The organism is Marivivens sp. LCG002 (genome assembly GCF_030264275.1).
Lineage (GTDB): Bacteria > Pseudomonadota > Alphaproteobacteria > Rhodobacterales > Rhodobacteraceae > Marivivens.
This window is the reverse complement of the sequence record NZ_CP127165.1, coordinates 1,729,115-1,745,224: the sequence shown is the minus strand read 5'-3', so window position 1 is coordinate 1,745,224 and position 16,110 is coordinate 1,729,115. Positions and strand designations below refer to the sequence as shown.

Here is a 16,110-nt window from a genome sequence, read left to right as displayed (position 1 = left end):
TGGACACTCAGGCGGTTGCGGTTTGAGCTACAATGAACTCGCGTGGTGAGCGCATTTTCAGCCCTGAAGGTGGATGGTTGTCATTGAAGTCCTCAATCCAAGCGCCGATCAATCCAAGAACTGCATGGGCGTCCGCTAGTGGCGTCACCTGGACGTAATCGCGCTTCCATGTCTTGACGAATGCCTCCGAGATGCCGTTGCTCTGCGGGCTCCGGACGGGCGTGAAGCAGGGCTTCAGGCCCAGCTGGCGGGCGAATATCTGCGTGTCCTTAGCGATATAGGGCGAGCCGTTATCAGACGGCATTTTGATGACCGACGGCGCCCAGTGATTGCCAAATCGGCGCTCCACGGTCTCGAGTATAATGTCGCGGATGTCGGAGCCACTGGTCCCTGCGCTCACAACAGCGCGCCAAGCGATGAATTCACAGTCATGCGCATCGATGATAAAGGCGCCACGGACGATGTCTCCGTTCCAGCAAGTGAACACAAAGCCATCGCTTCACCAGCGCAGGTTTGAGCGGATGACGATGACTTTGCCGTCGTGAACATGCTCAGGACGCTCCTTGTATTTCCGTGCCAGAAGTAGGTTGAGCGCCTCCATGATGCGATAAGCCCTTTTAGGGTTGACGGTCGACAACCCTTCCGAGCGCAGCTGCCGGTTCAGACTTGCTGTAATCCGCCAGTAGCCATAGGTGGGTCGGGCAGCCACCAGCGTAGTGATCAGCGGCACCAAAGCTGCGTCTTGTGCTTTATAGTAGCCCCGCCGCGGCTGCGCCCTGTTGTTCAACCTGTCAATCAAGTTCGAGCGGGCCACACCAGCGTTTCGGCAACGACCTTCACTGGAAATCTCCCCTCAGAGGCGACCGCAAGTGCAAGATCTGTTTTTTTTGAGCGTGACTTGTCTAAACCTCGCGCAGGATCTCGGCCTTAAGCGTTTTGCGGCCGAGCTGGCGTGCCAGCTCATGGATGCGCTCTTCCATCTGTCTGACCACCTTGTTGCTTGTCACGACACGTCCTCTGACACGGCAACATTTCCTCCCTACAGCATAAGCCTGCGACAACGATACATCAAATTGGGGGCAACGCCTTTTCGGCGCGCGACAACAGCAATGCTGACCCAATCGTCCAATGTTTCTTCGACAATGCGCAGCTTCACGGCCGCATTCCAGCGAAGGCGACGACCGCCATACGTGATGATTTCTATATCAGACATAAGCACGTGCTCAGGCATATGCCTAAGCCTCCATGGTTATGCCCACGTGTCCAGTTGAAAAGGGGCCAGTTCACAACCAAACATAACACGTTTACGAAATAAGCTAGAGGTTTGGTTCATTGATTGTTGGTTTAATAGTAACGCTCCGAGCCGCACGCGCTCCGATTTTAATTAAATTAGCGTTTTTGATTGTCTATTGCGACTTGAAATGATTGTAGCTGAGATTAACGCCATTAATGGAAGTTGAGCTTGGTTTTCGAACCAAGCATTCACAGAAAGTCCAAGAGCAAGAGAAATCATCAGAAACTTCAATGAGCTATCGTTTCCACTTAGGCGCGGAGCAATGAATATTTCATAAATTAGTGGGATTGTTGCTGGAATACCTAAGCGATAAGCTACGTCGAAAATTGAATGGTGATTTGAGACGCGTTGCATTTCACTGACTTGATTAAGCAAGGGGTGGTCAGAGAGATACGAAAAATTTATTGGTCGATAAGCTGGGCCAAACCCAACACCTGTAAGTAAATTATCTTTAAGGGTGAACATTGCTCCTCGAATAAAATCAGCGCGAATATATGAATTGAAATCTATAATTGATAGTGTATTGAGTTGGGAGATATCCAAATCTAGGTAGATATAAATTGGCACAAAGATTATCGATAAAGACAATATCTTAATTATGGTGTCGTGTATGCTAAAAAATGAAAGTATGATGAGGAATGTAACCGTTAATGTAGGGCTGGAGCGTGGTGATAAAATGATAAAGCATAGGAACATTGTTCCGATGAATGTAGTTCTCAAGCTTCTCCCCCGTGGTCCAATGAACATAGCAATGAGAAAGAATATAAGATTGGGGGTGTATTCAGTAAAGTAGCCATTCTTACTATAGCTTACTATACACGATATAAGGGAACCAATGCCAAATATAAATATAATAACTTTAGATCTCAGGAAGTCATTAATAGGGTCATTGTATTGCATAAGCGCAGTGAGTCCGATTAAAAGAACAGAATATTGCCATAAATGGTTGGCGTGAGATATTATAATATAACTCGGGTATTCACTGTAGAAGCTAAAGATGGTGGTGAGAAGGATTGCTCCTAGGAAAAACCATAAGGTCCTTATCCGAGGTAAACCTACGTTGAAGCAGTTCAATATGCCAAATGAGGATAAGACAAGTAGTAACAACCCTGAATGCATAGCAGAGATTGCATTGTAAGGAAAAGCAATCGCCATAATTAATGCCCATCGGTTTGACTTCGTTAAAAATGAGTCATTGCCGTTCGGGATTCGTACTGGTGAGAAGGTGTTGGTCAACTAGATTTTCTCGAAAATTATATTCGCGTTTTATTTTTTAGCATCGCAAGTGATTCTCTGTAAGCATTTTCAATAGCATCGATCCATGAGCGCCTTGATAAGTATTCAGGGATATTTTTTTTGCGATTATTTATTTCGTCAGGGTTTCTGCAGATTCTCTGAATAGTTTCGGCAGTGTGATCTAAAATTTGATTTACACTGCGTTTATTGATGGGAATTAGCCATCCCACATCGTCTGAAAGTAAAGCCCCTGGACCTCCAAGGTCGAGACTGCAAACGGGCAAGCCGCGTGAAAGCGCCTCCATAATCACATTTCCTGAAGAGTCATGAAGACTCGTGAACAAAAGCACATCATGATCATCATAAATCCTTGTAAGTTCGCTTTTAGAAACCCACTCTTTCCAATTTATTTGCCGCTCGATGTTGTGCAACTTAGCGAGTGAACGGAGCTGATTTAGTTCGTCGCCTTTTCCAACAATTGTAAATTCAAAATTCGCACCAAGGTCCTTTGCTCGCTTTAATGCAGCTAGGGAAAAATTTACACCCTTCCAATGAACTAGGCGGCCAACGTATAAAAGCCTAAGTTTGTTTTTTTCACAAAGAGTGTCTGTCGTGCAATCTCGAATATTTTCTTGATCTATCCCTATTTCTATTTTTGTTATACTTTTGTGTCGATATTTTTGGGGAATGTATGAAAGCGTTTCTGCTGTCTTACACATAATTACGTCAGCATTTTTGAGCATCTGTTGTACTGTGGGGTCGAAACGGATGAAAGCATTGGAAGCATCTCGTGCTAATTCTTTCAAATGCCCAATTCTACTGTATCCAATTCTTAATCGCCAAGGTGCGGTTTCACCGCCACCAAGTGGACCTATAATAAAGGGTTTTTTTAATTTCCAAAGCCAACTGGCAAACCTTACTGTGCCAAATGTAATGTGATGGACAAGGTCAAAGTCATGAGTAGCTTCAAGCTTTTGCGCTTCGGGTAGAACTCTAAGCTGCCAGTGTATGAAATGAAACTGTTCAAACCGTTGATAAGGCATAGTGTTGCCATGGTTTGTGCCGAAATCGAAATAGTGAGGGTGCAACCTTGCTTCCAAATCTGGGCGAGAACTCAAAAAATTTTCGATCGCACGCCTCTTAGTTTGATCATCTCGTGTAATAATCCAAACTTCGTGACCAAGTTCTGCAAGGCCCACAGCCCATTGCCAGCCAACACCATCTTCCGACCCGCGGCCAGGATAGCATGCATATGCTGAAAGTAGTATCTTCATGAAAAATGAACCCGTTATGCTGCTTAGGTTATTGAGTTTTGATATTTCACCAATTGTAATTGTCTTCGTAGCCGAGTTCGATCAACAACTCACCAGCAATGGTTTTGAATGCAGTTATGTGTTCTGGTTTGAATGTATTGCGCCATCCACCAATCGAACCTTTATTTCCTTTTCGGAAAGTATGAGAGTTTTCTGGGTTCATGTTCATCGATTGATAAGGTTTCAAGTCTTCATCGCTTATTGTTGGGATGCCAAGTTTTTCAAGCACAGCCCTGACGTGTTTGAGGCGTTCCTTTTCTCTCCCCCCTCCACGCTCGCCTACCAAATCTTCGAATTTGACTGAGTAAGTATCTGTTTGGTCTAACCAGCCACGCCAACGTTTAAAATCTTCACCAATATTGGGTTGGCTGCTGTTGTTAAAGGTCGGGTTACCGAGTGGCAACCCTCTGATTGATGCCATTAAGCAATCATCAAAATTTTCGAACGACTTATAGATTTTGTGTAAAAAAATGCGTGGTTCATTAAGTACCCAACGGGCGTGGGAAACAGCAACGTCGCGTAGGTCACGGTATATGAAGAACTTCACTGCGCCATTCCTATCCAGAATATCGTTGATTATTGGGTCACAAAAAAGGTGACTGCGAACAATAGAATTGTTGGGAGCAGATCCAATTTTCCATTTTATGTGATTGCACGAGTTCATATTCCCAGAAAGCGATTGAACAGATACTATGTCATTCCAATAATTTACAGTATTCACGGATTGAATTATCTGTGAAAGCATATGTGTGCCTGATTTAGGAAATGAATTGCATAGGAAAATTTGGCGATTTTTTCCACTAACATTTCTTATGCTTTGTCCGTAGTAATAAAGATCCCTCAACCCAAGTCGCAGCCGTTCTTTGGAGTCATAAAACATTGTGCTATTCTCTCTTTGTAGTCTTATCTCAGTTGGGTTAAAGAATTTCGACTTCGGATTAACTGTGCCGGGTTGCCGCCAATTACAGAGTAAGCAGGGAAACTCTTGGTGACAATGCTGCCAGCACCGATAATTGAATGGTCGCCTATTGATACGCCGGGAAGTATAATGGATCGGGTTCCAATCCAAACATCATTACCAATCTTCACAGGACGTTCCTCCGCTTCTCCTTGTGCTATGATCGGAATGTCAGTTCGCGTATGGCCGTGACTGGTTGCCATTATGATAACGTCTGGACCCATCAATACGTTGCATCCAATTATTATGCGCCCATTAAGCCGGCTTCCTTGGCCTAATTGTGAGTTATCACCTATTGTGAGGCGCCTTCCATCACCAAAGTAGCTTCGTGACTTCACCACGACATTTTTTCCGGAATATTCAGCTAATTTGGATAGAGCCCAACGTCTTAGTATGTAGCCGAATGTGGAGCCTGGAAACGGCCGCATAGGAATGAATTGTAGGGCTGCATAATACACAATGAGAACGATATTTCGCATCAGTTGCTTTGCCTTGAAAATAATACTGAGAGAATGCAAAAATTTATTATGAATGAAATAAAAATTCCAGTTACAGCTCCAGGTAATCCAAATTTAATGATTAGTATGTAGCTAGAGCCAATTGAGATTGCAGCGCTTATTGCATTTGCTGCAAATACTAAATTGGGTTTACTTAGGGCGTTGAGGAAAATTTTTAGGCATACTGATATGCAATTCATTGAATAGCCTATTGCGAAAAATCGGAGAACGTAACTTTGCTCGACATAGCCTTCACCAAATACACTATTCATCATAAATTGGGGCGATATCATCATTGGGGTGGTTAGAATTAGTGTTCCCATAAGAGTTATTCCTGTGACCTGTTTGAACAGGTGAAGTGCAGCTGGAAGTCCATTCGTTGAAATCATCGCAGATAGTCGCGGTAGTAGATAGCTTTCGGTAACTTGGAAGAATATATGTGCAATTCCTACAAGGTTTTGTGCTGCTTTTAAACCACCTACGGCAATTGGTCCAAGAAGAGCGCCAGTCAAAAAGAAATAGAAATCGCCGCTTAGCCATTGTGTCAATGTGTTCGCAAACATCCACCGGGAGAAGGTTAAGAACTCTTTGCTCTGTGCTAATATTCTATTTCTATGCTGATATCTGATTTTTAGAACTGGTAATGCAGGAAGTGTTCCGATTGCGGCACTCAAGGTCAACACTGCTAGATAGCCGGAAACGCTGTTAAGCGTATCAGCTAATTGAAACATTGAGATGATCAGCACGCCAGCAATCTGAGGGATGTACCTCAGTATGTCCATGAACATCGCTGTCACGAGATCAAGGTTGGTTATGTAATAGCGTCGGCCGAACTCATGCAATTGGTAGAAAATCACCATCACAATTAGCATTGGGAAATGTTTACTATATGGATCGAGAGCTCGATGCGTTGCAGGTGTTATCCAGACTGCAAGTATTAGAAACACTATAGATAAAATAAAACTTACTTGTATAAAAAGAGTGAAAGATAAGAATTCAGGGCGATCTGCCTCAGATAGCTTTGGGGTGATGCTTGCGTAAGGGGTCCCGATTGATGCCCTCTGAATATTTTGCATCAATGCGGCAAATAGTGCAAGTATAGCAAAAATACCAAAACTCTCGATTCCTAGACTGCGCGCAACAAAAATACCTGTGAGGAAGGCGCTTCCACTCGCGAAGCTCTGCCCCACTAAGAGTGGTAGAACCTTTTTCATTTGTGATCACCTGGGAGAGATATTTGATCTTTGTCATTGGCCTTAGTCCGACACGGTCTGTAACCCCAGATGACTTTTGTTAGAAATTTTGGTGCTAGAATTAGATACCTGCGCCAAAGTCGCCCTGGTTCGCGAGAAAAACGATGTAGCCATTCAAGCCCACTTTTTTGCATCCAGAGCGGTGCGCGTTTGACCGCTCCCGAGTGAAAATCGAAAGCTGCCCCTACACCTATCATTGTTAAGGGTAGCTTCTCTAGGTGTTCTGCGATCCAAATATCTTGCTTTGGCGATGAAATGCCAACCCAAACTATATCAGCTTTGCTTTCTAGGACACATTGAGTAACGTCCCTATCTTCTTTTTCGGTCAATCTACGAAAGGGCGGGCAATAAATGCCAACCACGTTGGCGCCTTCATCTCGAAATCTTTGCGCTAGCTGTGCAGCGATACCTTCTTTGCCTCCGTAGAAGAAATGTCTTAGCTCTTGATAGGACTGATCAGTTAGCAACTTTTCCATCAGGTCTGGACCGCAGGTCCTTTCGACATCATGGCCGTGCATTCTACCGAGTAAAGCTATCGGCATACCGTCGGGTGTGTTCATCGAAGCTAGATTTGCAATTTTGAGAAGAGCAGGATCTTCTGCCATAGACATCAAGCTTGCAACATCTCGACATCCTACGTACCTAGCTTTCTTATCGACGGCCCAACTAAAAATTTGATCCGCAGCAGTTTGCAGATTTACTGCCGTTATTGGTACGCCTAATACTTGATAGGTAGCATGATTTAGATTTTCATCGGACATGGCGCTGTAAACCTTCATAGGTAGTGCACACGCCTTTCTTCAGCGGGCGGTTATTGTTCCAGCCACTGGTATTCAGATGGCTACTATCCAAAAGCTTCCGCGGTGTCCCATCGGGCTTGCTCGAATCCCAAACCAATTCCCCTTCGAAGCCGACGATATCTCTGATCATCTCAGCGAGCTCTTTGATGGAAACCTCTTCGCCCGATCCCACATTTATATGCTCATACCCTGAGTAGTTCTTCAGTAAGAACACCAGCGCATCCGCCAGGTCATCGCAGTGCATGAACTCGCGCAGGGGTGAGCCTGTGCCCCAGACCACAACTTCCTTATCACCGCGCTCTTTGGCTTCGTGGAACTTGCGCAGGAGGGCGGGGAGGACGTGGCTGTTTTCGAGGTCGTAGTTATCGCCGGGACCATAAAGATTGGTTGGCATGGCCGAAATCCAATCGCGGCCGTATTGCTTGCGGTAGGCTTGGATCAGCTTGATGCCGGCGATCTTGGCGATGGCATACCACTCATTTGTGGGTTCGAGTGGTCCAGTCAGGAGGCTATCCTCGCGGATCGGCTGTTCCGCAAATTTGGGGTAGATGCAGGACGAGCCGAGGAAGAGGACGCGCTCCACATCCGCCTCATGGGCGGCATGGATGATATTCGCCTCGATCATGAGGTTTTCGTAGAGGAAATCCACAGGGTAGGTGTTGTTGGCATGAATGCCGCCGACCTTCGCTGCAGCAAGGATGATCGCGTCGGGCTTGTTCGCGGCCATCCAGTCGTGAACCGCCTTTTGGTTCACCAGATCGACAACATCACGGCCTGCGGTGATGATCTCGCAGTCTTCCTGTTGGAGACGACGGACAACAGCGCCGCCAACCATGCCACGATGGCCAGCCACCCAGATGCGTTTACCTTTGAGGTCGTAGTGCATCCTTAACCCTCTAAGCTGACGGGGAGTTCGAGCCCGTGTTCTTTAAGGAGCTTGAGACGCCGTGCGGACTTATGGTCTTCTGCGACCATCTCGGCGCACATCTCCTGAGCGGTGATTTCAGGAACCCAGCCGAGCTTTTCCTTGGCTTTGGTGGGATCACCAAGAAGTGTATCCACTTCGGCGGGTCGGAAATAACGCGGGTCGACTTTGACAACGACATCACCCACTTTGACGTTCGGGGCAAGATCCCCCTCGATCGCGGTGACGGTCCCGATTTCATCGATGCCTTCGCCGCTGAACTCGATGGTTAGACCAAGTTCTTTGCCCGTCCACCGAATGAACTCGCGCACCGAATATTGAACGCCGGTGGCAATCACGAAATCCTCCGGCGCGTCTTGCTGGAGCATCATCCATTGCATGCGGACATAGTCCTTGGCATGGCCCCAGTCGCGTAGGCTGTCGATGTTGCCCATGTAGAGGCACTGCTCAAGTCCAAGCGCGATGTTCGCAAGACCGCGCGTGATCTTGCGCGTCACAAAGGTTTCACCACGGCGCGGCGACTCGTGATTGAAGAGGATGCCGTTACAGGCATACATGCCATAGCTTTCGCGATAGTTAACGGCGATCCAATAGGCATACATCTTCGCCACAGCATATGGAGAGCGGGGATAGAAGGGGGTCGTTTCCCGCTGCGGGATCTCCTGAACCAAGCCAAAGAGTTCCGAGGTCGAAGCCTGATAAAAACGGGTCTTCTTTTCGAGGCCGAGAAAGCGAACAGCTTCGAGGATACGAAGCGTGCCAATCGCATCAACGTCAGCGGTATATTCGGGCGCCTCGAACGACACGGCCACATGGCTCTGCGCGCCGAGATTATAAATCTCGTCCGGCTCGATATCGCGGATCAAGCGTGTGAGGTTCGAAGTGTCAGTTAGATCGCCATAATGCAGTTTGAAGCGAGCATTATCGGTATGCGGGTCCTCATAAATGTGATCAACGCGCTGCGTATTGAACATCGAAGCACGCCGCTTGATGCCATGAACCTCATAGCCTTTCTCAAGGAGGAATTCCGCTAGATAGGATCCGTCTTGGCCAGTGACGCCAGTAATCAGGGCGCGTTTCTTCATTTTATTGGCTTTCATATACTCGATTGTTCTTCAAGAAATTTTTGGTTTTGCCTGTTGGGGCACATTTTTCTGAAAGACAGGTAAAATAATCTACTCCGATCGCCTCGGCCTCATCGGGGTCGGTGAATAGGACGGGAACATCCTTTTTGACCGCGCCTTCAAGGAGGAGATCGGCAAACCGGTGGGCCTCTCCGCTCTGGTCGCCGACGATGATACGGCTGGGATGGAGGTTGTCGTAGAGCGCGCGGCCCTCGCGGAGGAACTCGGGCGAAAATATCACGCGATCTGTGTCAAGCCGCTCGCGGATACCGCTGACAAAGCCCACGGGAACAGTGGATTTGACGATGATCGTCGCGCGCGGATTGAACCGCAGCACAAACCCGATCACGCTCTCGACGCTGGAGGTGTCGAAGTAGTTCGTCTCGGGGTCATAGTTCGTGGGCGTCGCCACAATCACGAAATCGGCGGCGGAATAGGCGTCCTCGGGATCGGTCGTGGCCGCAAAGTTCAGGTCCTTGTGCGCGAGGAAATCCTCGAGCTCGGGATCGATGATCGGCGAGCGCCGCGCATTCACCGCATCCACCCGCGCCTGCGAGATATCCGTCGCGACGACCTGATGGTTTTGGGCGAGAAGGACAGCGTTCGAAAGTCCGACATACCCGAGGCCCGCTACGGCGATCTTCATCCCTTAGCCCCCTGACCGCGGGCATAGATGTCTTCGTAACGAATGATGTCATCCTCGCCGAGGTAGCTGCCGGTTTGGACTTCGATCAGAACCATTGGCATTTTGCCTGGGTTTTTCATGCGGTGTTTGGCGCCGAGGGGGATGAAGACGGATTGGTTTTCGCTCACGAGCTGGACCTTGCCGTCGATCTCGACCTCTGCGGTGCCCGAGACCACGATCCAGTGCTCGGCGCGGTGGTGGTGCGACTGGAGCGACAAGGCCGCGCCGGGGTGGACGTGGATGCGCTTGACCTGAAAGCGGTCGCCGATGACGAGGCTCTCGAACCAGCCCCATGGGCGGTGGTCTTTGGGGAAGGTTGTGGCCTGTGCCGCATTCTTGGCTTTGAGCGCGTCGACCGCCTTTTTCACGTCCTGCGCGCGGGACATATCGGCCACGAGGACTGCGTCGTTCATCGCGACGGCCATGATGTTCTTGAGACCGATGCCCACGACCTCGAGGCTCTCGCTATCGGAGCGAAGAAGCGTGTCTTCGCAGTCGATTGCGGTCGCGTCGCCTGAGGTCAGAACGCCGTTCTTACCCTTGGGGCTCTCGCGCCAGACTGCATCCCAACCACCAAGATCGGACCAGCCGCCGTCAAAGGGCACGACCGAGAGGTTTGCGGCTTTCTCCATGACGGCATAGTCGATGGAGATATCGTCCACTTTGCTCCAAGCCTCGGCGCCGAGACGGCAGAAGCCGAGATCGACAGCGCCTGTTTCAACGGCCTCTTGCACGGGAGCGAGGAGGGCGGGAGCATGCGCCTCGAAGGCGTTAATGATATCTTTAGCTTTGAAGAGGAAAATGCCGGCATTCCAGAGGAAGGAGCCGGATTTGACCATCTCTTCAGCACGCTCGGCATTGGGCTTTTCGACGAACCGCTTGAGCGCGACGGGACCATCCGTCGGAGCCGAGGTTAGTTCGAGATAGCCATAGGCGGTTTCGGCATGGGTCGGAGTGATCCCGAACGTCACGAGCTGACCGCTTTCCACAGCGGTCAAACCAGTTGCCACGGCCGCTTGGAAGGCCGCGGTGTCGGGAACGACGTGATCTGAGGGCGCGACCAGCATCACAGCTTCTGGGTCCGTCTTGGCCAGATATAGCGCGGCAGCAAGGACCGCGGGGGCGGTGTTGCGCCCCTCGGGCTCGATTAAGATCGCACCGGGATCGATGCCGATAGCTTGAAGCTGCTCTGTCACGATAAAGCGGAAATCGGAGTTGGTGATCACTACGGGCGCAGCAAACTGCGCACCCGTCATCCTACGGGCAGAACCTTGAAACAGCGTCTCCTCACCGACGAGGGGGACGAACTGTTTGGGGTAGCTCTTGCGCGAGAGGGGCCAAAGTCGGGTGCCCGAGCCGCCACAGAGAATGACTGGAGTGATCATGTATTACCCAATAGGTTAATCTTTACTCCTTTCGGATACATATTGAATGTAAAGCCCGCAAGACGTTCAGGTCTCAAAAACGGCCTTTGACGCATAAAATTGAGCGATTGATGAAACTATGAGCGATATGGGTTGTGCGTGGGGCGTTTAATTTGCGCTCTGGTTAGGGGCGGTGCTTGCCACGTCTTTCCGCAAGAGCAGAATCCCGCAGGAGGAATTTGCTTCATTAGTCGTGGAAAAGACCCCTGTCTTAGCAAGTCTGCGCGCGGTTTGGAGGCCACCGCTTTACATGGCTCAACCCGCGTGCTTGGCTCACTCTACTTTGAACTCAGGAATACACAGGAGCGCCTCATGGCCCAGATCACGCGCAAGCACAGCTCGAACCGGATGTCTCAAATCGTGATCCACGGAGATACGATTTACCTTGCGGGGCAGGTTGGAACTGCAGGGGCGAGTGTGACTCAGCAAACGCAGGACTGCCTTCGCGAAATCGACGCGCTTCTGGCAGAGGCCGGTTCGGATAAAACTCATATCCTCCAGGCCATCATCTGGCTCGATGATATGGCGCATTTCGAGGAAATGAACGCTGTCTGGGATGCTTGGGTGCCCGAGGGGCACGCGCCCGCACGTGCGACGGGCGAGGCGCGGCTTGCCAGCGATGAATATCAAGTCGAGATCATCATTACTGCCGCCCGAAAGACGGCTTGACGATAGAGCCACCGCACTTGGCTCGAACAAGTGCGGCGCAGAGCTTTCGGGGTTCTCTGTTCTGACCAGTTAAGCGCCGCCTTTGGCAAATTGCCGAAGGGGATGTGTCCATTCGGGTACCTTGCTACTAACCGACGAGTCAGTTAGTAGTGGAGTATGGACACAGCAGAACCAAACACCCCCAAATTTCGTCGCCGCGCCGAAGCGCGTCCAGACGAGGTGCTCGACGCGGCCCTTGATCTCTTTATCGAGCAGGGGTTTGCACAGACAAAAGTGGAGCAGATCGCCCGCAAAGCAGGGCTTTCGAAAGGGGCGGTCTATCTCTACTTTCCCTCCAAGATGGCGATATTAGAGGGGCTGGTTGCCCGCGCCATCGGACCGATCACAGGTCAGGTGTTTTCCGCATTGAGCGCCTACAAAGGCGATCCGCGTCCGATCATTGGTCAATTCATGCGTATGATGGCCAAGGCGATGACGGACCCAAAGACCCGCGCGGTCCCGCTTCTTGTTTTGCATGAGGCACCAGGGGCGCCTGAAATCGCGGCGATGTTCCGTCGGGCCGTTCTTGATCACTCGGTTCCCGCGCTCCGCGCCTTGATCGCTCAAGGGGTTGAGGGGGGGCATATTCGTGCCGTCGATCCGGACCTGACCATCCGCACAATCATGGGTCCCTTTCTCGGGCATCTTTTGATGTCGGATCTCTTCGGGATCGAACCCGAAGGCGGCATTGCTCTCGATCAATTGGTCGAGAACCATCTTTCGATTCTTTTTGCGGGGCTTGCCCCAGAAGGCGCATCATGAGCACCCTACCTGACTGGATTATCGGCGTATTGAGCATCGTCCTTCCGAACTTTGGCGAAACAGGGACCACCGTCTATAACGGCTATGTCGAGGGCGACTATGTCTATGTCGCGCCCGCCGCGGCCGGCCGGATCGCTGAACTTTCCGTTGAAGAAGGCGAGGTCATTGCGCAGGGGGTGACGCTCTTTCGTCTCGAGGACGCCGCACAAACGGCCGCGCTTAAGTCTGCCGAGGCCCAAGTTGCGGTTGCAAAGGCAAATCTCGAGAACCTCCAGACAGGAGGCCGCAGCGCCGAGATCGACGTCATCCGCGCCAATCTTGATCAGGCACGTGCGGATCAACATCTTGCTGAAACGACGCTCGAACGGACGCGGCAACTCTTTGCGACGGGCAATGTGTCGAAAGCCAGCGTCGATGCGAATGTCGCCAAACTCGAGAGCGCGAACGCTCGGATTGCGCAACTCGAAGCACAGCTTCAAGTCGCGGAGCTTCCCGCTCGCGACGCGCAGCGTATCGCCGCCGAAGCGAGTGTCGAGGCCGCTCTCGCGGTTCTTGATGGGGCGCAGACCGCGCTGGATGATCGCGCTATTGACGCGCCCTTAGCCGGTCTCGTCGACAAAGTTTTCTATGACATCGGCGAAGTCGCAGGGGCAGGCGCCCCTGTGGTTGCGATCCTGCCTCCCGACACGCTCAAAGCGCTCTTCTTCGTGCGCGAGGCAGATCGGATGAATGTCCAGATCGGGAGCCTTTTTGACGTGAGTTGTAACGGCTGCGCTCCAGACACCTATGCACGGGTGACGCGGCTTGCGTCCTCGCCGCAATTCACGCCGCCAATTCTTTACAGCAAAGACGAGGTCGCTCGGCTTGTCTTTCGTGCCGAGGCCGAGCTTGTGAATACGGATGGCATCCTTCCGGGTCAATCATTGACGCTGACGGCCCGCGAATGACCGAAGAGCTTGCCATCTCGGTCAAGGGGCTGACCAAAGTCTTTGGTGACCGCACCGTGGTCGATCATTTTGATATGGAAGTGCCAAAGGGCGCGATCTATGGCTTTCTGGGTCCAAACGGATCAGGCAAAACGACCACGATCCGCATGATGTGCGGGCTCTTGACGCCCGATGGCGGCACAGGCCAGTGCCTCGGTCTCGATATCCTGAGCCAGCAAGAGGCGATCAAGGAAAACGTCGGGTATATGACCCAAAAATTCTCGCTCTACGAGGATTTGACGATCCGAGAGAACCTTGATTTCATCGCGCGGATGTATCGCGTGCCCTCGCGGCGCGAGAGGGTGAAACACGCGCTTATTGATCTGGGCCTTGCGGATCGCGCCAATCAGCTTGCAGGGACCCTCTCAGGAGGATGGAAGCAGCGTCTCGCTCTTGCGGCCTGCATGATCCATGATCCGTCGCTCCTCCTTCTTGATGAACCGACCGCGGGCGTTGACCCCAAGGCGCGGCGCGACTTCTGGGATGAAATTCGTCGCCTCTCAGCCAAAGGCGTGACCGTTCTTGTCTCGACCCATTACATGGACGAAGCGGTGCAGTGCGATTTCATCGCCTATATCGCATACGGCAAAAAACTCATCGCAGGTCCGGCTCGGGATATTCCCAAAATGATCGGGCTCCACACATGGCAGGTCACCGGACCCGATATTGGAGACCTTGAAATGGCGCTGCGGAGCGAGCCTGACGTCGGTCAGGTGGCGCGCTTTGGTCAGGTGCTTCATGTCTCGGGCACAGATGAAAAGGCGCTCGAGGCAGTGGCAAACCGTTATAGGGCCACGCAATCGCACAAGTGGATGCTCAAAGAAGCCGAGTTGGAAGAAGCCTTCATTTATCTCATGGCCGGTGCCACGGATAACTTTCTGGGGGCTGCGAAATGAGCTGGCCGTTTTCCTTTGCCCGCTTCCTCGCGGTGCTGACCAAAGAGTTCATCCAGATGCGCCGCGACAAGGTCACCTTCGTGATGATGATCGGCGTGCCTATCATGCAGCTCTTGATCTTTGGCTATGCGATCAACTCCGATCCCCGCCATCTTCCGACGCTTGTCGAAATGGCAGACGAAGGTCCGATCAGCCGCGCGATCCTGGCTTCCATGGACACTTCGACATATTTCGATTTCGAAGGGATAGTGACAAGCCCCGAAGAGGGCGAGCGTGCGCTACGGGACGGAACCACAAGTTTCGTCGTGGTCATTCCCGATGGGTTCGAACGGGACGTTGTGCGCGGACTTCGGCCACAAATCCTCTTGGCAGCAGATGCGAGCGATCCGGCTGCCGCAGGCGGGGCGGTCGCAGCGCTCTCGGGGATCGTGGATACTGTTCTCTCCCAAACCATGACCGGCGCATTGGGCTATACCGCGCCTGCGCCGCCTCCCTTTGGTGTTGTGGTGCATAAATTCTACAATCCCGAGGGCAAGACTTCGGTCAACATCGTGCCGGGGCTTCTTGCGGTCATCCTCTCTCTTACCATGGTGATGATCACCGCTGTTGCCATCGTGCGAGAGCGCGAAAAGGGCACAATGGAGACGCTGATCGCGACGCCAGTGCGTCCCTTTGAGGTGATGACGGGCAAGATCATGCCCTATGTTCTCGTCGGCTATGTTCAGACGGGCGTTTTTCTGGTGGTCAGCCGTATTCTCTTTGGCGTTCCTTTCATCGGCTCGCCATTCGCCTTCTTTGTGGGCTTCAATCTCTATATCGTGGTGAACCTCGCGCTAGGCTTCTTGATCTCGACCGTTGCGAAAAGCCAGATGCAGGCGATGCAGGTCTCGTTCTTTACTCTGCTGCCGACGATCCTTCTTTCGGGGTTCATGTTCCCCTTTGCCGCGATGCCGAATTGGGCCCAGACCATCGGGTCGGTCATCCCCGCCACGCATTTCCTGCGTCTCATCCGCAAAGTGATGCTCAAGGGCGCGGACCTCATAGATATCGCGGGCGACCTGACCGCGATTACCTTGATCATGCTGGTGATCGTCGGGGTTGCCTTGAAGCGCTATCGTCAGACGCTTGATTGAGGCTGGCTTAAAGGCAGGGAAGGGCGCATGGCTTCGGAAACTGGGCGCACACATGGAAATAGGCTGATACAAAATCACGGAGGTGAAAACAGCTTTATTCTGTGTTAGGTCGAGCA

The 16,110-nt window shown here is 51.3% G+C and carries 14 protein-coding genes and 2 pseudogenes; 5 read left to right on the top strand and 11 right to left on the bottom strand.

Annotation, left to right across the window (positions count from 1 at the left end):
* Nucleotides 1–7: 7 nt before the first annotated feature.
* The 11 genes and pseudogenes from QQG91_RS08655 to QQG91_RS08610 form a co-directional block, all read right to left on the bottom strand.
* Nucleotides 8–1,231, bottom strand: a pseudogene (locus QQG91_RS08655) (IS3 family transposase).
* 153 nt (nucleotides 1,232–1,384) lie between these two features.
* On the bottom strand, nucleotides 1,385–1,861 hold the full coding sequence (locus tag QQG91_RS08650) for a hypothetical protein (protein ID WP_285769827.1): 477 nt from the start codon (nucleotides 1,859–1,861) through the stop codon (nucleotides 1,385–1,387).
* Between the two features lie 686 nt (nucleotides 1,862–2,547).
* On the bottom strand, nucleotides 2,548–3,804 hold the full coding sequence (locus QQG91_RS08645; RefSeq protein WP_285769826.1) for a glycosyltransferase family 4 protein: 1,257 nt from the start codon (nucleotides 3,802–3,804) through the stop codon (nucleotides 2,548–2,550).
* Nucleotides 3,805–3,850: 46 nt separating this feature from the next.
* Nucleotides 3,851–4,723 carry a sulfotransferase domain-containing protein gene (locus tag QQG91_RS08640; RefSeq protein ID WP_285769825.1) on the bottom strand — a complete coding sequence of 291 codons (873 nt, stop codon included), beginning with the start codon at nucleotides 4,721–4,723 and terminating at the stop codon, nucleotides 3,851–3,853.
* A 23-nt stretch (nucleotides 4,724–4,746) separates the two neighbouring features.
* On the bottom strand, nucleotides 4,747–5,004 hold the full coding sequence (locus QQG91_RS15550) for a DapH/DapD/GlmU-related protein (protein WP_352232128.1): 258 nt from the start codon (nucleotides 5,002–5,004) through the stop codon (nucleotides 4,747–4,749).
* A 275-nt stretch (nucleotides 5,005–5,279) separates the two neighbouring features.
* Nucleotides 5,280–6,512: a lipopolysaccharide biosynthesis protein gene (locus QQG91_RS08635; RefSeq protein ID WP_285769824.1), complete on the bottom strand. Its 1,233-nt coding sequence runs from the start codon at nucleotides 6,510–6,512 to the stop codon at nucleotides 5,280–5,282.
* Nucleotides 6,509–7,312 (bottom strand): WecB/TagA/CpsF family glycosyltransferase, encoded by an 804-nt coding sequence (locus tag QQG91_RS08630; RefSeq protein WP_285769823.1) that lies wholly within the window; start codon nucleotides 7,310–7,312, stop codon nucleotides 6,509–6,511. The genes QQG91_RS08635 and QQG91_RS08630 overlap by 4 nt, the downstream gene beginning before the upstream one ends.
* Nucleotides 7,302–8,237 carry a GDP-L-fucose synthase gene (gene fcl, locus QQG91_RS08625; RefSeq protein ID WP_285769822.1) on the bottom strand — a complete coding sequence of 312 codons (936 nt, stop codon included), beginning with the start codon at nucleotides 8,235–8,237 and terminating at the stop codon, nucleotides 7,302–7,304. The genes QQG91_RS08630 and fcl overlap by 11 nt, the downstream gene beginning before the upstream one ends.
* A 2-nt stretch (nucleotides 8,238–8,239) precedes the next feature.
* Nucleotides 8,240–9,361, bottom strand: coding sequence for a GDP-mannose 4,6-dehydratase (gmd, locus tag QQG91_RS08620; RefSeq protein ID WP_285769821.1), 1,122 nt, complete (start codon nucleotides 9,359–9,361; stop codon nucleotides 8,240–8,242).
* Nucleotides 9,362–9,419: 58 nt separating this feature from the next.
* Nucleotides 9,420–10,046 (bottom strand): annotated as a pseudogene (locus QQG91_RS08615) (UDP-glucose 6-dehydrogenase family protein); the annotation flags it as partial.
* Nucleotides 10,043–11,470, bottom strand: a complete 1,428-nt coding sequence (locus QQG91_RS08610; protein WP_285769820.1) for a mannose-1-phosphate guanylyltransferase/mannose-6-phosphate isomerase — start codon at nucleotides 11,468–11,470, stop codon at nucleotides 10,043–10,045. The pseudogene QQG91_RS08615 and the gene QQG91_RS08610, both read right to left, overlap by 4 nt.
* Nucleotides 11,471–11,821: 351 nt before the next feature.
* On the opposite strand from QQG91_RS08610, the gene QQG91_RS08605 reads away from it, so the two are divergent.
* The 5 genes from QQG91_RS08605 (at nucleotide 11,822) to QQG91_RS08585 (ending at nucleotide 15,994) form a co-directional block, all read left to right on the top strand.
* Nucleotides 11,822–12,178 carry a RidA family protein gene (locus QQG91_RS08605; RefSeq protein ID WP_285769819.1) on the top strand — a complete coding sequence of 119 codons (357 nt, stop codon included), beginning with the start codon at nucleotides 11,822–11,824 and terminating at the stop codon, nucleotides 12,176–12,178.
* A 156-nt stretch (nucleotides 12,179–12,334) separates the two neighbouring features.
* Nucleotides 12,335–12,979: a TetR/AcrR family transcriptional regulator gene (locus tag QQG91_RS08600; RefSeq protein WP_285769818.1), complete on the top strand. Its 645-nt coding sequence runs from the start codon at nucleotides 12,335–12,337 to the stop codon at nucleotides 12,977–12,979.
* Nucleotides 12,976–13,926, top strand: a complete 951-nt coding sequence (locus QQG91_RS08595) for an HlyD family secretion protein (RefSeq protein WP_285769817.1) — start codon at nucleotides 12,976–12,978, stop codon at nucleotides 13,924–13,926. Before QQG91_RS08600 ends, QQG91_RS08595 begins: the two co-directional genes overlap by 4 nt.
* A complete protein-coding gene (locus tag QQG91_RS08590) occupies nucleotides 13,923–14,861 on the top strand; it encodes an ABC transporter ATP-binding protein (protein ID WP_285769816.1) in 939 nt (312 codons plus the stop codon). The genes QQG91_RS08595 and QQG91_RS08590 overlap by 4 nt, the downstream gene beginning before the upstream one ends.
* Nucleotides 14,858–15,994: an ABC transporter permease gene (locus QQG91_RS08585; RefSeq protein ID WP_285769815.1), complete on the top strand. Its 1,137-nt coding sequence runs from the start codon at nucleotides 14,858–14,860 to the stop codon at nucleotides 15,992–15,994. The genes QQG91_RS08590 and QQG91_RS08585 overlap by 4 nt, the downstream gene beginning before the upstream one ends.
* Nucleotides 15,995–16,110 lie beyond the last annotated feature (116 nt).